This is a genomic window from Pseudomonas sp. SHLD1 (assembly GCF_028640935.1).
Lineage (GTDB): Bacteria > Pseudomonadota > Gammaproteobacteria > Pseudomonadales > Pseudomonadaceae > Chryseomonas > Chryseomonas aestiva.
The window spans coordinates 958,804-975,729 of sequence record NZ_JAQZAD010000013.1 but is presented as its reverse complement, the minus strand read 5'-3'; the positions used below and the strand labels follow the sequence as shown (position 1 = coordinate 975,729).

The 16,926-nt window shown below is 67.4% G+C and carries 15 protein-coding genes and 1 other RNA gene; 10 read left to right on the top strand and 6 right to left on the bottom strand.

The window, feature by feature from the left end; genetic code table 11:
* Positions 1-4 precede the first annotated feature (4 nt).
* The 3 genes from PVZ77_RS09975 to PVZ77_RS09965 are packed head-to-tail and all read left to right on the top strand — an operon-like array spanning position 5 to position 2,174.
* Positions 5-802 (top strand): ABC transporter ATP-binding protein, encoded by a 798-nt coding sequence (locus PVZ77_RS09975; protein WP_273807408.1) that lies wholly within the window; start codon positions 5-7, stop codon positions 800-802.
* Entirely contained in the window at positions 793-1,578 is a 786-nt protein-coding gene (locus PVZ77_RS09970) for an IucA/IucC family C-terminal-domain containing protein (protein WP_273807407.1), read from the top strand. Before PVZ77_RS09975 ends, PVZ77_RS09970 begins: the two co-directional genes overlap by 10 nt.
* The gene (locus PVZ77_RS09965; RefSeq protein ID WP_273807406.1) at positions 1,563-2,174 is read left to right on the top strand and encodes an RraA family protein; all 612 of its coding nucleotides are present in this window, start codon (positions 1,563-1,565) and stop codon (positions 2,172-2,174) included. The genes PVZ77_RS09970 and PVZ77_RS09965 overlap by 16 nt, the downstream gene beginning before the upstream one ends.
* Positions 2,175-2,179: 5 nt before the next feature.
* Here the strand turns inward: PVZ77_RS09965 and PVZ77_RS09960 are convergent, their stop codons facing one another.
* Entirely contained in the window at positions 2,180-3,076 is an 897-nt protein-coding gene (locus PVZ77_RS09960) for a LysR family transcriptional regulator (protein WP_273807405.1), read from the bottom strand.
* A gap of 86 nt (positions 3,077-3,162) precedes the next feature.
* On the opposite strand from PVZ77_RS09960, the gene PVZ77_RS09955 reads away from it, so the two are divergent.
* Genes PVZ77_RS09955 through PVZ77_RS09940 form a run of 4 tightly spaced genes read left to right on the top strand, consistent with a single transcriptional unit; the run spans position 3,163 to position 7,501 of the window.
* On the top strand, positions 3,163-3,939 hold the full coding sequence (locus PVZ77_RS09955) for an SDR family NAD(P)-dependent oxidoreductase (RefSeq protein ID WP_273807404.1): 777 nt from the start codon (positions 3,163-3,165) through the stop codon (positions 3,937-3,939).
* A 1-nt stretch (position 3,940) separates the two neighbouring features.
* Entirely contained in the window at positions 3,941-4,696 is a 756-nt protein-coding gene (locus tag PVZ77_RS09950; RefSeq protein ID WP_273807403.1) for an SDR family NAD(P)-dependent oxidoreductase, read from the top strand.
* A 40-nt stretch (positions 4,697-4,736) separates the two neighbouring features.
* A complete protein-coding gene (locus PVZ77_RS09945) occupies positions 4,737-6,137 on the top strand; it encodes an aspartate aminotransferase family protein (RefSeq protein ID WP_273807402.1) in 1,401 nt (466 codons plus the stop codon).
* Entirely contained in the window at positions 6,134-7,501 is a 1,368-nt protein-coding gene (locus PVZ77_RS09940) for a glutamine synthetase family protein (protein ID WP_273807401.1), read from the top strand. The genes PVZ77_RS09945 and PVZ77_RS09940 overlap by 4 nt, the downstream gene beginning before the upstream one ends.
* 6 nt (positions 7,502-7,507) lie before the next feature.
* Here PVZ77_RS09940 and PVZ77_RS09935 read toward each other — a convergent pair whose 3' ends face one another.
* The 5 genes from PVZ77_RS09935 to PVZ77_RS09915 all read right to left on the bottom strand — a co-directional run bounded on the left by PVZ77_RS09935 (position 7,508) and on the right by PVZ77_RS09915 (position 14,260).
* Positions 7,508-8,215, bottom strand: coding sequence for an RES family NAD+ phosphorylase (locus tag PVZ77_RS09935; protein ID WP_273807400.1), 708 nt, complete (start codon positions 8,213-8,215; stop codon positions 7,508-7,510).
* Positions 8,209-8,616: an antitoxin Xre-like helix-turn-helix domain-containing protein gene (locus tag PVZ77_RS09930; protein ID WP_273807399.1), complete on the bottom strand. Its 408-nt coding sequence runs from the start codon at positions 8,614-8,616 to the stop codon at positions 8,209-8,211. The genes PVZ77_RS09935 and PVZ77_RS09930 overlap by 7 nt, the downstream gene beginning before the upstream one ends.
* 77 nt (positions 8,617-8,693) lie before the next feature.
* Complete coding sequence (locus PVZ77_RS09925; protein ID WP_273807398.1) at positions 8,694-10,028, bottom strand: tetratricopeptide repeat protein; 1,335 nt, start codon at positions 10,026-10,028, stop codon at positions 8,694-8,696.
* Between the two features lie 183 nt (positions 10,029-10,211).
* Complete coding sequence (locus PVZ77_RS09920) at positions 10,212-10,868, bottom strand: response regulator transcription factor (RefSeq protein ID WP_273807397.1); 657 nt, start codon at positions 10,866-10,868, stop codon at positions 10,212-10,214.
* Positions 10,865-14,260 (bottom strand): hybrid sensor histidine kinase/response regulator, encoded by a 3,396-nt coding sequence (locus PVZ77_RS09915; RefSeq protein WP_273807396.1) that lies wholly within the window; start codon positions 14,258-14,260, stop codon positions 10,865-10,867. Before PVZ77_RS09915 ends, PVZ77_RS09920 begins: the two co-directional genes overlap by 4 nt.
* Positions 14,261-14,555: 295 nt before the next feature.
* Between PVZ77_RS09915 and urtA the strand changes: the two genes are divergently transcribed.
* The 3 genes from urtA (at position 14,556) to urtB (ending at position 16,924) form a co-directional block, all read left to right on the top strand.
* A complete protein-coding gene (urtA, locus tag PVZ77_RS09910; RefSeq protein ID WP_273807395.1) occupies positions 14,556-15,800 on the top strand; it encodes an urea ABC transporter substrate-binding protein in 1,245 nt (414 codons plus the stop codon).
* Between the two features lie 60 nt (positions 15,801-15,860).
* Positions 15,861-15,936: non-coding RNA, sX9 sRNA (locus tag PVZ77_RS09905), on the top strand.
* A 70-nt stretch (positions 15,937-16,006) separates the two neighbouring features.
* On the top strand, positions 16,007-16,924 hold the full coding sequence (gene urtB / locus PVZ77_RS09900) for an urea ABC transporter permease subunit UrtB (RefSeq protein ID WP_273807394.1): 918 nt from the start codon (positions 16,007-16,009) through the stop codon (positions 16,922-16,924).
* Positions 16,925-16,926: the final 2 nt, after the last annotated feature.

The window sequence follows — 16,926 nt, the reverse complement described above, 5'->3', positions numbered from 1 at the left end:
CTTCATGGCAACCCTGGCCAGCCGCGGCCTGACCCTCGGCTACGGCACCCAGACCATCATCGAGGCCCTCGACCTCGACCTACCGCCGGGTCGCGTCTCGGTCCTCATCGGCAGCAACGGCTCCGGCAAGAGCACCCTGCTCAAGGCCTGCGCCCGGCTGCTGGAACCACGCCAGGGCCAGGTGCTGCTCGACGGCCAGGACATCCACCGGCAGTCCACCGCCGCCCTGGCCCGGCGATTGGCGGTCCTGCCACAGACCCCGGTGGCGCCCGAGGGCATCAGCGTGCGGCAACTGGTCAGCCTGGGCCGCTATCCCTACCAGAACTGGATGCGCCAATGGTCGCCAGACGATGCCGCGGCGGTGGACAAGGCGCTGCGCCTCACCGACCTGCTGGCGCTGGCGGAACGGCCGGTGGACGACCTCTCCGGCGGGCAGCGCCAGCGCGCCTGGATCGCCCTGACCCTGGCCCAGGACACCGACTGCCTGCTGCTGGACGAACCCACCACCTACCTGGACCTGGCGCACCAGATCGAGGTGCTGGATCTGCTGCGCCAGCTGAACCGGGAAGAGGGCAAGACCATCGTCATGGTGCTGCACGACCTCAATCTCGCCTGCCGCTACGCCGATCACCTGGTCGCCGTCCACCAGCGCCGCGCCCTTGCGCAGGGCGCTCCCGCGGCGGTGTTGACGCAAGCCCTGGTACGCGAGGTGTTCGCCCTGGAATGCCGGATCATCGCCGATCCCTATTTCGGCACGCCGCTGTGCATTCCCTTCGGGCGCGAGGTACCGCCATGTGCCTGAGGCCCACCCTCGACAGTGCCCAACGGGACGCGCTGCGCGCCACCTTCGGCCTGCGCGAAGCCGGTGAGCGCGACGCGCTGCACAGCCAGCCGGTCGCCGCCTGGCTGGACGCCGCGCGCTGCGCCGAGTTGCTCGACGACCTGGCGGCGCGCATGCAAGCCCCCACGCGGCGGGTCGCGGCGTCGCTGCTGACCAAGCGGCTGGGCTTTCTCACCACCGGGGTGGCCTTCCAGGCCCTGTCGGCCTATGACCGGCGCCTGGACCTGACGCCTGGCAATGTCTGGATCGAGGCTGGCCACGACCAGGGGCGCTGGCGATCGGCCCTGCCGTTGAGCGATACCCGGCCGCTGCCTGCCGTGGAGGATCACGCCACCGCCCGGGCGCTGCTGGCCCGCACCCTGTTCGGCGAGCTGCTGCGGCCGCTTTGGGAGACCCTGGCGCGGGTCGGCCGCGTCTCGCCCCGCATCCTCTGGGAGAACGCGGCGGTGCGGCTCTATTCGCTGTACGACCGGCGTCTCGCCGAATTGGACGATCCGGCCATTCGTGCCCGCTGCGCCGAGGACTTCGCCTGGCTGCTGGCGGCCACGCCGGCGGAGCTGGGCCTGGAGACCAATCCGCTGGCGCAGTTCCGCCGGCCTGCAACGGCCAATACCGTGGGACGCCCCGTTCGTTTCCGACGGACCTGCTGCTTCTACTACCAGGCCACGGCACCCGCCGAATACTGCTCCAACTGCCCGCTGATCCGCCCCCGGGAGGCCGTATGCCCAGCCACCTGAGCGAGCTGCCGGCTGGGCTGATCGCCGGCTACGCGGAGATTTCCACCTCGACCCTGGGCCATCTCGGACGTACGGGTTACCTGCCCGAGCTCAAGCCGGCGGTAGCCGGTGCGCGCCTGCTGGGCCGGGTGGTGACGGCGCGCATTCCCTTGCCCCACGGCGCCCTGTTGCGCGAGGCCCTGATCGCCAGTCGCCCGGGCGACGTCCTGGTGATCGAGGCCTTCGGCGATCCCCACTGCGCCTGCTGGGGCGAATTGCGCACCCTGGCGGCCCTGGTCAAGGGCCTGGCCGGCGTGGTGGTGGGCGGCGCCATCACCGACGTCCAGGCGCTTCGCCGACTCGGCCTGCCGGTCTTCCATCGCGGGATCAGCGCCGTCACCACCCAGGGCGGCGAGGCGCTGGGCGAACTGAACGTCGAACTCCAGCTCGGCGATACGCTCGTCTGCCCCGGTGACCTCGCCCTGGGAGACGAAGATGGCCTGTTCGTCCTGTCGCCCGCGCGGGCCGCCGCCTTGCTGCCCAGTGCCCAGGCCAAGGAGGCCGCGGACCAGGCGCGGCGTGCGCAACTGCTGCAGCGGCTCGCCGAAGGGCGCTGAGGCCGCTATTCCGGCTTGGTGCCGATCTGTTCACGCAGCAGTTGCAGATAGCGCCGCGCGCCCAGGCCCTGGGGGCGGTTCTTGATCCAGATGACGTCGATCCAGCGACGGATCTGGCTGGCCATGTTGTCGAAGCGCACCTGCTCGAGCAGGCCGGCGGCGATCAGTGGGCGCACCAGCGGGTGAGGCAGATAGGCCCAACCCAGCCCGGCCTGCACCAGGTCCAGCGTCGCCAGATAGCTGTCGGTGAGCCAGACCCGCTGCGACAGCACGATCTGCGGGTCCGAGGCGTTGCGGTCGCCGCCGGCCACCACGATCTGGCGGGTATCGGCCATCAGCGTTTCGCCCAGTGGTCGACCGGTGCGGGTCGAGGGGTAGCCAGGGGCGGCCACCGCCGTGAGCAACTGGCTGCCGGCCTCGGCGAAACCTTCCTGCTCGTTGATCCCCGGACGCTCGAAGATCAGCGCCATGTCGACGCTGCCGTCGTGCAGCAGGCGGATCGCCTCGGCGCGGGCCGCCGAGCGGATCTCGATTTCCAGCGCCGGAAATTCCTCAGCCAGGGTCACCAGCGGCCGACTCCAGGCGCCGGTCTGCAATTCCGGCGCCATCACCAGCACGAAGCGCCGTTCCAGCCCCGCGTGCAGTTGCAGGGCGTGGGCGTCGAGCAGATTGAGCTGGCTGGCCACCTGCCGCGCCTGGGGTTCGAGGGCGCGCGCGGCCGGGGTCGGCAAGGCCTTGCGGGTGGCGCGATCGAACAGCACCAGGTCCAGCTCGGCCTCCAGCTGGGAGATCGCCATGTTGACCGCTGACGGCACCCGCCCCAGCACGCGGGCGGCCGCGGAAAACGAGCCTTCGTCGATCACGGCGAGGAAGACCCGAAGCGTTTCGCTGGTAAAGGCCATGGTTGTCAATTTCGCTGATAACGATCGTCTTTTTGTATCAGCCAAGCAGGCTTAGAGTCCAGTCAGACAACCACGGAGACAGCGACATGAGCGAGTCGATGGCGGGCCAGGTGGCCCTGATCAGCGGTGCCGGCAGCGAAGCCGGCATCGGCATGGCGATCGCCCGGCGCCTGGGCGCGGCGGGAGCGCGGTTGATCGTCACCGCCAGCAGTGCCCGGATCACTGAGCGGGTGGCGGATTTGCGCGCCGCCGGCTTCACCGCCGAAGGCCGAGCGCTGGATCTCACCGAGGAGGCCGCCGTTGGCGATTTCTGCCAGTGGGCCGAAGCGCGTTGGGGCCGCATCGACGTCCTGGTCAACAACGCCGGCATGACCATGCAGGGCAGTCCCGAGCCCCTGGTGGAGGTGGCGCGGATGACCCTGGCCGACTGGAACCTGACCCTGGCGCGCAACCTGACCACGGCCTTCCTGCTGACCCGCGCCGTATTGCCCGGCATGCAGGCGCGCGGCTATGGCCGCATCGTCCACGTCAGCTCCGCCACCGGCACCCGGGCGGGCATTCCGGAGGCGGCGGCCTACAGCGCGGCCAAGGCGGCCATGGTCGGCATGAACATGAGTCTGGCGCTGGAGGTGGCCGGGCAGGGCATCACGGTCAACGCCGTGGCCCCTGGCTGGATCGAGACCGCCTCCAGCCTGCCGGAAGAATTGCAGGCGGCGACGCGGGTCCCCGTGGGTCGCGCCGGCCGCCCCGCCGAGGTCGCCGCGGCGGTGGCCTTCCTGGCCTCGCCCGAGGCGAGCTACATCACCGGCGAATACCTGGTGGTGGACGGCGGCAACAGCCGCATCGAAAACAAGGGGGCCTGACATGCAGCCGGTCGTACTGGTCAGCGGGGTACTGGGGGGCATCGGCCAGGCGGTGCACGAGCATTTCCTGCAGGCGGGCTGGCGGGTCTTTGGCACCGATCTCGACGGCGCAGCCCTGGCGGCGCTCGAGGCCGCTGGGCGCCTTGCCGGCCAGCACGCCGCCGACCTGCGCCAGGCCAGCGCGAGCCGGGAGGTGGTCGCCCGCGTCTTGGACCGCCTCGGTCGGCTCGACGCCCTGGTCAATTGCGCCGGTGTCTGGCGCGAAGGCCCGGCCGAGACCTTCAGCGAGGAAGACTTCGACCTGGTGCTGGACGTCAATCTCAAGGCCAGCTTCTTTCTCTGCGCCGCGGCCATTCCCGCGCTGCGCGAAACCCGCGGCGCCATCGTCAACCTGAGCAGCGATGCCGGTCGCCAGGGCAATCGCAATGCCGCCGCCTATTGCGCCAGCAAGGGCGCGGTGACCCTGATGACCAAGGCCCTGGCGCTGGATCTGGCGCCCAGCGGGGTGCGTTGCAATAGCATCTCGCCCGGCGATGTGGCGACGCCCATGCTGAGCTTTCAGGCAGAGCGCTATGGCAATGGCGATCCCGCCGCTTACCTGCGGGAATTGCTGGAGAAGTATCCGCAAGGCGAGCAGGCGCGCTTCATCCAGCCCGAGGAGGTCGCCGGGTTGGCCTTTTTCCTGTGCCAACCCGCCGCCCGCTCCATCACCGGCGCGGACCTGGCCATCGATTGCGGCGTCTCGGCCGGGCACTGAGCCCGGACCGATGCGCCTTCCACTCCAAGAGGAATCCGACATGATCACCAGTGGTATCAGCGAAGCCGCCGTCCAGACCTTTGTCGCGGCCGAACGCGAGCGCTTCATGACGCGCAATCCCACCTCCCTCGCCCTGGCCGAGCGGGCCCGGCACTCGCTGTTCGGCGGTGTACCCATGCACTGGATGAACGACTGGTCGATGCCCAGTGCGCTGTTCGTCAGCCATGCCCAGGGCTCACGCTTCCATGATGTCGACGGCCATGAGTACATCGACTTCTGCCTGGGCGACACCGGCAGCATGTTCGGCCATTCGCCGGCGCCCATCGCCCGGGCCCTGGCCGAGCAGGGCGCCCGCGGGCTCACCACCATGCTGCCCGGCGAGGATGCCGTGGTCGCCGGGGAATTGCTCGCCGAGCGCTTCGGCCTGCCGTTCTGGCAGGTGGCGACCACCGCCACCGATGCCAACCGCTATGTCATCCGCTGGGCACGCGCCATCACCAATCGCAAGATGCTGCTGGTGTTCGACGGCTGCTACCACGGTACCGTCGACGACGTCATGGTGCGCCATCAGGACGGTCGCACCGTGCACCGCGGCGGCCTGATCGGCCAGGCGCACAACCTGGCCGAGACCAGCCGGGCCGTGCCCTTCAACGACCTGGCGGCGCTGGAGGAGGCGCTGGCGAAGGGCGACGTCGCTGCGCTGATCTGCGAGCCGGCCATGACCAACATCGGCATGGTGCTGCCCGCCCCGGGCTTCATGGAACAGGTCCGCGCCCTGACTCGGCAATACGGCACCCTGCTGATCATCGACGAGACCCATACGCTGTCCACCGGCCCCGGCGGCTGTACCCGCGCCTGGAATCTGCAGCCGGACTTCATCACCTTCGGCAAACCCATCGCCGGTGGCGTGCCCTGTTCGGCCTATGGCTGCAGCCACGAGATGGCCCAGGCCATGCGCCTGGCGCAGCAGCACGCCAGCGAGACCAGCCACGGCCATGGGCACAGCGGCATGGGCACCACGCTGTCGGCCAATGCCCTGGCCATGCGCTGCCTGAGAGTCAACCTGGAGGAGGTGGCGACGCCGGCCGCCTATGAACGGATGCTGCCGATGGCAGCGCGACTGGCCGCCGGCCTGCGCGAGGTGATCGCCCGCCATGGCCTGGCCTGGTCGGTGACGGAGCTGGGCGCCCGCTGCGAATTCCAGTTCTGCCACACGCCGCCCACTACGGGCGCCGAGGCGGAAGCCGCCTTCCATGACAGCCTGCAGCAGGCGTTGCACCTCTACCTGATCAACCGGGGCATCCTCATCACCCCCTTCCACAACATGACCCTGTGCTGCCCGGATCTCCAGGCGGCGGACGTCGACCGCCTGCTGGCCACCCTCGACCAGGGCCTCGCCGAACTCCTGGCGCTGCCATGCGCCCGGGAGTGTCAGCCATGAACTTCGCCGAAGCCCAGGAAGCCCGCGACTTCCTCGCCGCCCACCCCGAGGTGCGCAGCATCGAACTCATGCTGATCGATGCCAATGGCGTGCCGCGCGGCAAGCTGCTGCACCGTGACGAGTTGCTGGCCATCTACGAGGAAGGCCGGCCGCTGCCCAGCTCCATCCTGGCGCTGACGCTGCAGGGGGAAGACGTCGAAGCCACCGGCCTGGTCTGGGAGGTCGCCGATGTCGACTGCTGGACCTATCCGCTGCCCGGCAGTCTGACCCTGCAACCCTGGCGCAGCACCCCGACCGGTCAGGTGCAGGTGAGCATGCACCCGACCCAGGGCCTGCCGGCCACGCCCGCCGATCCCCGACATGCCCTGGTGCGGGTGATCGAGCGGCTGCAGGCCGACGGCTTCCAGCCGGTGATGGCGGTGGAGCTGGAGTTCTATCTGCTCGACCGCACCCGCGACGCCCAGGGCCGGCCGCAACCGGCGCTGCAGATGAATGGCGTGCGACCCGGCTCGCCGCAGGTCTACGGCGTCTACGAGCTGGAGCAGCTGCAGCCCTTTCTCGACGACCTCTACGCTGCCTGCGAGGTACAGGGCCTGCCGGTGCGCACGGCCATCTCCGAATACGCCCCCGGCCAGCTCGAACTGACCCTGCTGCATCGCTTCGACGCCCTCCAGGCCATCGACGAAGGCATTCGCTACAAGCGCCTGGTCAAGGGCGTGGCCAACCGCCACGGCCTGCAGGCCTGCTTCATGGCCAAGCCGTTCGGCGACCAGGCGGGCAGTGGCCTGCACCTGCACGTCAGCCTGGCCGATGCCGAGGGCCACAACCTCTATGCCAGCGAGGACCCGCAGGGCACGCCGTTGCTGCGCCATTCCATCGGCGGCATGCAGCACCGGATGCTGGATGCCCTGGCGATCTTCTGTCCCAACGCCAACTCCTACCGGCGTTTCCAGGCCAACAGCTATGCGCCGCTGGCCAAGAGCTGGGGGGTCAACAACCGCAGCGTGTCCTTGCGCGTGCCCGGCGGTCCGGCCAGCAGTCGCCACATCGAGCACCGCATCTGCGGCGCCGATGCCAATCCCTATCTGGCCGCCGCGGCCATCCTCGCCGCCATCCACGAAGGCATCCGTGACGAACGCGACCCGGGGCCGGCCATCGTCGGCAACGGTTACGAGCAGGCCACCGACGTCCTGCCCACCGACTGGCTCACCGCGCTACAGGCGCTGGAGCGCTCCAGCTGGATCCGGGAGGCGCTGGGCGAACGTTTCGTCGAGGTCTATCTGGCGATCAAGCGCGCGGAATACCGGCAATTCATGGCCGAGGTGGGGGAACAGGACTGGCGCTGGTATCTGACCCACGCGTGAGGGCAGTCAGCCAGCCTCGCCCGGCACGGCGGTGATGCGGTTGATGGCGATGATGCCGCCGTTCCAGATCATCTCGACCGGCGCCGCCTGGATGACAGCGGTGACCAGCCGGGGAGTCAGTAGCGCCCAGCAATGACCCGCGGCACGGCGTACCGAGCGATAGCGCAGCCCTGGGCAGCCAGTGCGTTTGGCGGCGGCGCCCAGGCTGCGCGCCGCACCATAGTCGTTGGGCTCATAGAGGGGATCGGCGGCGTCCAGCACCAGGGCGTCGCGCAGTCCCCGGTCGGAAAAGCTCACCGTCAGATTGCGGAAGACGAAGCGCTCGTACTTCAGCGTCGGCACCTTCGACCAATAGGCTTCCTGGTGATGGCGAACCTCGGCCAGCGCCGTATCGGCGTGATCGGCGAGATAAAGAATGCCGAAGCTGCCATCGCTGAAGCGCGAACCTGCAGGGTTGACGTGGGTGAAGGGGGCCGTTGCATAGGAACAGCCAGGAATGCCGAAGGGAATCTGGTCACGCGGGATCAGCTCCAGACGTCCCAGCTCGTTCTGCAGGCGCGGGTTGGTCAGCGCCTGGAGCTGGTAGAGCGTTTCGAAATCTTCGGCATCGGCTACGTCATCGAACAGATCGATGGGTGGAAACTTGGCGTTGACCAGCCGGTGTCCCTGCAGAGGCGCGCCCTTGAGCAGCGGCAGATCCTCCAGCTTTACCACCCTGCACCTCGCAGCACGTCGATACGCCGGAAGGTTTCGTACAGGGCGATCATATCGCCCTGGGCCATGATCTCCAGGGGCGACCGGCCATTGAAGAAGTCGTTGTGGTTGTCCATGGCGACGAAGCCATAGACGTTTTCCGGATTGTCGAAGACCACGCGCAAGGCGGAATGAATGTTCAGGACCAGGCTGATACGTTGCAATTGATCGGTATCCAGGCTGACCGACCACGCCGGATCCTTCTGCAGTGCGCGCGCATAGGTGCTGCGTGAGATACGCAGAATGCGGCAGCTTTGTTCGCTGGAGGCCTGCCACCTGTCGAGGATGTTGAGCGCTGCCCTGAGGCCAACGGTACCTTGGCTCTTCGAAAATTCAGCTGTCGCGATGGCCGCCTGTAGCATGACAGTGCTCCTCAGTCTGCAGATTTAAATATATCAATATTGTGTCTTCAGATAAAGATCCGTCGATCTCGTCTTCTCTAGCGGTCGCGCTTGCGAATCTCCAATGCCGTCCGCCATTGCTCATCCCGCCGCGAGGGCCGTCGATGCAGACGCTCGTCCAGCAGGGCGAGCGCCTTGGCGTGCTCCCCGGCGCGCATGAGCGCAACCAGCAGGGTGTCCTCGAAGACCTCGCGCTGGGCGCCGCTGCCGCCGATGCGCGCGATGTCAGCGCGCAACGGCTCCAGCAGGCGGGCACAACCCAGGTAATCGGCGTCGGCGAAGGCGAGGAGCGCACGGCAGAGCAGGGGGACGACCGGCCCGGCAGGCAGGAAGCCGTCGCGCAGACGACTGTCCAATCCGGCGACCCGGTCTTCCACCGCCAGGCGATCCCCGGTCGCCGCGGCGATCAGCGCCATATGGACGTCGGCAAAGGCCAGCCCCGGTTGCTGGAACAGCCCATCCGCGCTGGCGGCGGTGGCCTGCCAGAGGTCGGCGGGCACCTCATGGCCATAGAGTCCAAGGCGCCAGAGAAAGGAGGCGTTGTCGCTGACCCGATTGAGCGGGCCGGCGGTGGACGCGGCCGGCGCCACGAAGCGCTGATAGAGGGCCAGTGCGTCCTGGCTGTCACCCTGTTCCAGGGCCACCAGGGCGCCGTGCCAGGCGATATGGCCATGCAGGGTGCCGTGGCGGGGGTACTCGGGCAGCCAGCCGGCGATCAAGGCCTGCGCGGCCTGGCTGTCGCCGGATTCGTGCAGGACATGGGTCAGGGCATGGGCCGCGTTGACGTTGTGGCGGCGCAGCTCGAGCGCTCGCTCGGCAAGTGCCCGACCGCGGACCACGTCGCCGTTCTCGCCGTGGGACCAGCCGCGGTAGGTGAGGAACCACCAGTCATCCGCGGCGAAATGGCGGGCATGGCGCTCGCAGAGGTCGACCCGCGCCTGGTCGTGATCGGCACGGCCGGAAAACGCCAGCAAGCCGAAGGCCCCCAGCGGCAGGCCGAGGATCAGGATGTCGCGCGGCCAGCGCTCGGCATGTTCCAGCGCGCCCTGCAGGGCCTGGGTGGCCTCACCGGCGATCAGCCGCCGCACGACCTCGACATGGCTGCGCTCGCGCTCCGTGCCATGCCGCTCCACCAGCCGCTGCGCCTGGGCGATGGTCTCCCGGGCACCGCCGGCCTGGTTGTCGATCAGCTGCAGCCGTGCCCGCGCTGCATGGGCCAGGGCGAAGCCAGGATCGGCCGCGATGGCCTCGTCCAGCGCCTCGGCCGCCCCGGGCCAGAGCGACAGCAGGAGATCGACGCCGGCTTGGTAGCACTCGGCGGCAAGGGCAGAGGAGGTGGACAGGGGGAGGTCGTAGCGGTCGGTGCAGAACATGAGTGTGCTTGGATCTTGCAGGGAAGCACCACTGCCCCGCGACGGTCAGCGGCTTTGAGCAACCCTAGATAGCAGGCGACTGCGGGCAAGGCTAGCGCCTGCTGCTCATGATGGCTTGAAATGCCTTCATTGATGGCTTCTGACCGGTGCGACAGCCCCTGCTGATGAAAGGCAAGGGAGAGATCACCGACACACCGCAATGGCCAGGGTCGCCGCCGCCGTACGGGTCTCCACGCCGAGTTTCACGTAGACGTGTTCCAGGTGCTTGTTCACCGTGCGGGGCGAGAGACCGAGGATATCGCCGATATCGCGGTTGGTCTTGCCGCAGGCGACCCAATGCAGGACCTCGACCTCGCGACCGGTCAGCTGGTAGCGGCTGCTGAGCGGCGCCAGGTCCAGTGCGGTCCTGGCTTGCGGGCGGTTCATCGGCAGGCTGCGCGCCGCCTGGAGCTTACGCGCGGTGCGCAGGTGGGCCGCGACCCGTGCCAAGACCTCATCGGTCTTGAGTGGCTTGGTCACGTAGTCGATGCCGCCTGCGGCGAAGGCCTCCACCACGTGTTCACTCTCGGTCAGGGCGGTCATGAACAGCACCGGGATGTCAGCCAGTTCGGCCTGTGCCTTGATCCGCCGGCAGGTCTCAAAGCCATCCAGGCCGGGCATCATGGCGTCCAGCAGCACCACGTCCGGGCGCCGCCGCTGCATGCGCTCCAGGGCACTGGCGCCGTCCAGGGCCACCAGCACCATGTAGCCGCTGGCGTCCAGGGCGTCGGAGAGCAGGGCGAGGTTGTCCGGCGTGTCATCGACGATCAGCACCACGCTGGGCGGTAGGGCGGCGGTCATGGATTCTCTCCCTCCAGGGGCAGGTTGGCCGGTTGCAGTGCTTCTTTGAGACGGCGGTTGAAGTCGTTGAGCTGAAAGCGTTTCACCAGTGCGCGCAGGGTATCGACATAGGCAGCGCTGGCCGGCTCCTCGCGCTCGATGCGGTCCAGGCAGGCATGGATGCCTTTCACATAGCCCAGCGCGCCCAGCTCCTGTAACGCTTCCAGACTGGCAGCGCTCGGTGGCTGGAGCGAAATGGGTTGCAGGCCAGGCGGTTCGGCGGTCCGCTCCAGCCAGGTCAGATCCAGGTGTGTCCTGATCTTCTCCAGCAGCTGCGGCGTATGGACCGGCTTGGCCAGGTAATCGTCGCAGGCGGCCGCTGTGCTGCGTTCGCGATCGACGGCGAAGGCATTGGCGGAAATGACGATGATCGGTGCCCTGGAAAGGCCATTACGGCGGATCAGCGCGCTGGTCTCCAGCCCGTCGAGCAGCGGCATGGACAGATCCATGAGGATGAGGTCCGGTTGCCAGAGGGCGACCTGGCGGATGGCGTCCTGGCCATTGGCGGCCTCCGCCAGTTCGAAGCCCAGCGGTTCGAGCATGCCGGCCAGCACCCGGCGGTGATCCAGGTGGTCGTCCACCAGCAGCACCCGGCGCCGCGGTCCCTGATAGCCGCTGATGCTGTGCTCGACGTGAACCAGCGCCTGGGGCACTCGCACCTCGGACAAGAACAGGCGCACCACGAAGCGGGTGCCCTGGCCGGGCGTGCTGGTCACGTCCAGGGCGCCGCCCATCAGCGTCACCAGCATGCGGGTGATGGTCAGGCCCAGTCCCAGGCCGTTGTCCTGGCGTAGCGGATCACCCCGCTCGAAGGGTTGGAACAGTCGTTCCAGCTGCTCTGCGGCGATGCCCAGACCGCTGTCGATGACCTCGAAGGTGGCGGTTTCCCGCGCGTAGGTGACCGCCAGGATCACGCCACCCTGGTCGGTGTAGCGCACGGCGTTGCCGAGCAGATTGATGAGGATCTGCCGCACCCGCTTGTCATCGCCGCGCACCACGGCGGGCAGGCGTCCCTCGACCTCGAGGGCAAAGCTCAGGCCCTTGTCCTGCGCCTGGGGCGTGAACATCTGCTGCAGCTGTTCGAGAAATTCCGGAAAGGGAATTTCCGAGGGTTCCAGCTGCAGCTTGCCCGCTTCGATCCGGGCCACGTCGAGCAGGCCATCGATCAGCGAGAGCAGATGCGAGCCATTGCGATAGATGGTGGCCAGGGCATCCAGCTGATGGCCGCTGCTGGCCGGATCGCGCTGCAGGATCTGGGTATAGCCGAGGATGCTGTTCAGCGGCGTGCGCAACTCGTGGGACAAGCCCGTGACGTAGCGGCTCTTGGCCGCGTTGGCGGCTTCGGACGCCTCCTTGGCCCGCTGCAGCGCTTCGTCGGTCTTGCGGTGCGCCTCGATCTCCTGCATCAGCAGCGCGGTCTGCCGGGTCGACTCCTCCAGCGCCACGTGGCGGCTCTCGCGGGTCAGCACCACCCACCAGGCCAGGGCGCCGGCAAACAGCGTGAGCACCATGAAGGCCTTGAAGAATCCCTGATACAACAGGTGGCGTTCATCGACCTGCAGCCCCTGGGAGACCTGGCTGTAGATCAGTGCCAGGGCGCAGAACATCAGACCGACCATGACCAGCAGCACGCCCAGATAGTGTGCCAGGCGGGTATGCAGGCGCGGCACCGAGGTGTTCGGCAGCAGCCAGCGCAGCAGGGTGTCGACCTGCTCGGCCAGGCGCCCCCCGGGCTTGCAGAGATCGCCACAGCGCGCATCCAGGGCGCAGCAGAGCGAGCAGATGGGCGCGCCGTAGGCAGGACAGAAGGCGATGTCCTCGCGCTCGAAGGCATTGGTGCAGAGTACGCATTCCAGATGGACCTGCGCGGGATGCAGCAACTTCAGCACGCTGGTCCGGGCGATGTAGTAGCGACCCTGGGTGAGCCAGGCCAGCAGCGGCGCGCAGATCAGGGCGGAGACCAGGGATACCAAGGGCGAGGCGGCCTGGGCCAGGGCGCCGAACAGCCCCGCGTGGGCCAGACCGGACAGCAACGAGGCGAGCAGCATGGCGCCGACGCCGACCGGGTTGATGTCGTAGAGATGCGCCCGCTTGAACTCTATGTGCCGGGGTGACAGCCCCAGCGGCTTGTTTATGACCAGGTCGGCGACCACGGCGCCGATCCAGGCGATGGCAATGTTGGCATAGAGCCCGAGCACCTCCTGGATGGCCTCGAACACCCCCAGCTCCATCAGCATCAGGGCGATCAGCACATTGAACACCAGCCAGACCACTCGTCCCGGATGGCTATGGGTGACCCGGGCGAAAAAGTTGGACCAGGCCAGGGAGCCGGCATAGGCATTGGTCAGGTTGATCTTGACCTGGCTGACGATGACGAACAGCACCATGGCCCCCATGGCCCAGCCGGGCGAGGCGAACACGTAGCCGAAGGCAACCAGGTACATCTGGGTGGGTTCGGCGGCGCGCTCCAGGGGAATCTCGTGCTGCAGGGCGAGAAACGCCAGGAAGGCGCCGGCCAGCATCTTCAGGGCGCCGGGCACTATCCAACCGGGACCGGCCATCAGCAGCGCCGCCCACCAGCGTCGTCGGTTCTGCGCGGTCTTTTCCGGAAGAAAGCGCAGGTAGTCGACCTGCTCGCCCACCTGGGTCACCAGGGCGAGGGCCACAGTACAGGCGGCGCTGAAGGACAGCAGGTTGAAGGCCCCGGCCTCGCCCTCGCGGCCGGCGAAGGTGGTCCAGTCCGCCAGGGCCCCGGGATTCTTGGCAATGACGAAGGCATAGGGCAACAGCAGCAGGACCAGCCAGAGCGGCTGGCTCCAGAGCTGCAGGCGATTGATCAGGGTGATGCCGTAGGTGACCAGGGGGATGACGATGATCGAGCAGATGACATAGGCCAGGGCCAGCGGAATGCGGAAGTACAGCTCCAGGGCCAGCGCCATGATCGCCGCCTCCAGGGCGAAGAACAGGAAGGTGAAGCTGGCGTAGATCAGCGAGGTGATGGTCGAGCCGATGTAGCCGAAGCCGGCGCCCCGGGTCAGCAGGTCCATGTCCACCCCGTAGCGCGCCGCGTAGTAGCTGATCGGCAGGGCGGTGAGGAAGATCACCAGGCTCGCCGCCAGCACCGCCCAGAGAGTATTGGTGAAGCCATAGCTGATCGCCAGGGCGCCACCGATGGCTTCCAGGGCCAGAAAGGACACGGCGGCCAGGGCGGTGTTAGCGATGCGGAATTCCGACCACTTGCGAAACGACCTGGGCGTGTAGCGCAGGGCATAGTCTTCCAGCGTCTCGTCGGCCACCCAGCTGTTGTAGTCCCGGCGGATCTTGGCGATGCGTTGCGTCCCGGTCTGCTGCACGGCAGGGCTCCTGGGGTCTGCGTGGCGGGGGTAAGGCAAGTTCCATGCCTTGGCCCATGGTGGCACCTGGCCGCTCTCCCGCACGGTCTGGTGGGTCGGGCGTGCCCCGCGCGGGCGCGCGACAGACAGAGCATGCCTCAGGGCGTTGCAGCGGGCTGTACGTCAGATGACGTAGGCGGTTACGTCATCCTGCGTATGTTCCGCGCCGGCTGTCCCAGCCCATCCTTGCTCCGCAGCGCAAGCCGCAGTCCCGGTCCCCAGGGGCGACCGGCACATCATCTAGAGGAGCGACAAGATGCACAGATCAGCGGGCGTGAAATCCAGTCTTCCGCGACGCCTGGCACTGGGCGCCGCGGCTTTGTCCCTGTTGGCAGCCAGCGTGTTCAGCCAGGGCGTGATGGCGGACGCCGCCAATACCACCGGCCTGGCCGTGACTGACACCACCGTCACCGTCGGCCAGTTGCATTCCGCCACCGGCACCATGGCCATCTCCGAGACCGGCGCGATCCAGGCCGAGCGGCTGGCCATCGACCAGATCAATGCCCAGGGCGGGGTCCTCGGGCGGCAGGTCAAGATCATCCAGGAAGACGGCGCGTCCGACTGGCCGACTTTCGCCGAAAAGGCCAAGAAGCTGCTGGAGGCCGACAAGGTCGCGGCGGTGTTCGGTTGCTGGACCTCGGCCTCGCGCAAGGCGGTGCTGCCGATCTTCGAAAAGGACAACGGCCTGCTCTACTACCCGACCTTCTACGAGGGCCTCGAGCAGTCCAAGAATGTCTTCTACACCGGCCAGGAAGCCACCCAGCAGATCCTCTCGGCGCTGGACTGGTTGGCCAAGGAGAAAGGCGCCAAGACCTTCTACCTGGTGGGCTCGGACTACATCTGGCCACGGACCTCGATGAAGATCGCCCGCAAGCACATCGAGAACGTGCTGCATGGCGAGGTGGTAGGGGAGGAGTACTACCCCCTGGGCGGCACCCAGTTCGGTTCCCTGACCAACAAGATCAAGCTGAAGAAGCCTGATGTGGTTTTCGCCGCGGTCGTCGGGGGCTCCAACGTGGCCTTCTACAAGCAACTCAAGGCGGCGGGGATCACCTCGGCCAAGCAGACTCTGCTGACCCTCTCGGTGACCGAGGATGAAATGCTCGGCATCGGCGGCGAGAACATGGCCGGCTTCTACTCCTCGATGAAGTACTTCCAGACCCTGGACAATCCCAACAACAAGGCCTTCGTCGAGGCCTTCAAGGCCAAGTACGGCAAGGATGCGGTGGTGGGCGACGTTACCCAGGCGGCCTATCTCGGTCCCTGGCTGTGGAAGATGGCGGTGGAGAAGGCCGGCAGCTTCGATGTCGACAAGGTGGTTGCGGCGTCTCCGGGCCTGGAGCTGAAGACCGCGCCGGAAGGCTATGTGAAGGTCCACGAGAACCATCACCTCTGGAGTCGCTCGCGTATCGCCCAGATCCAGCCGGACGGCACCTTCAAGGTAGTCCACGAATCCGCCGATCTGATCGAGCCAAACCCCTTCCCCAAAGGCTACCAGTAGAGCGACTAGCAAACCTACTGCGCGTCCGCCAGGCGGGCGCGTGCAGTGCTCGGAATCCTCATGTACCGCCCGTACACTCCGGTTCCTGCGCGCCGCCCGCACCCGCCTGACAACCGCTCGCTACGGTTTGTCAGCCGCCCTAAGCCTTGCCTGACCGGAGGCGTCGCCTGATCGGCGCCTCCGTATACCTTCGCGGGGAGACCTCCATGGAAAGCTTATCCGACTTCGGCGCGATCGCCGTGATGCAGGGCTTCAACGGCCTTTCGGTATTCTGCGTGTTGCTGCTGATGGCGCTGGGACTGGCGATCATCTTCGGGCAGATGGGCGTGATCAACATGGCCCACGGCGAATTTCTCACCGTGGGGGCCTACACCACCTACGTGATGTCCTCGGTGACCCTGCACCTGTTTCCAGCCTTTCAACCCTACTACTTCTTTTTCGCCCTGATCCTGGCGTTCTTCGTCGCCGGCGCCATCGGCTGGTTAGTGGAGTGGGCGATGATCAGCCGGCTCTACCAGCGCCCGCTGGACACCCTGCTGGCCACCTGGGGCCTGTCGCTGATCCTGCAGCAGGTGTTTCGCTCGGTATTCGGCGCCCGCGAGGTCAGTGCCGAACTGCCGGAATGGATCATGGGCTCCTGGAGTCCGACCGCCAGCATCGACATCCCCAAGAACGGCCTGTTCGTCATGCTCGTGACCGCGCTGCTGACCCTGACCCTGTTCTTCATGCTGTACCGCTCGCGCTGGGGACTGCAGGTGCGCGCCACCATGCAGAACCGGGTGATGGCCCGCGCCGTGGGCATCAACACCCGCCGCGTGGATCGCATGACCTTCGCCCTGGGCTGCGGTGTGGCCGGCGTGGCCGGGGCGGCCTTTACCACCATCGGCTCCATCGGTCCGACCTCGGGCTCGCTGTACATCGTCGACACCTTCCTGGTGGTGGTCTTTGGTGGCGCGGCCAGCCTGCTCGGCACCATCGCCTCGGCCTTCGGCATCGCCCAGGCGCAGTCGCTGCTGGAATTCTTCCTCTCCGGTTCCATGGCCAAGGTGCTGACCCTGTCGGCGGTGATCCTCATCCTGATGCTGCGGCCCCAGGGGCTGTTCTCGGCAAAAGTCCGCAAGTAGGG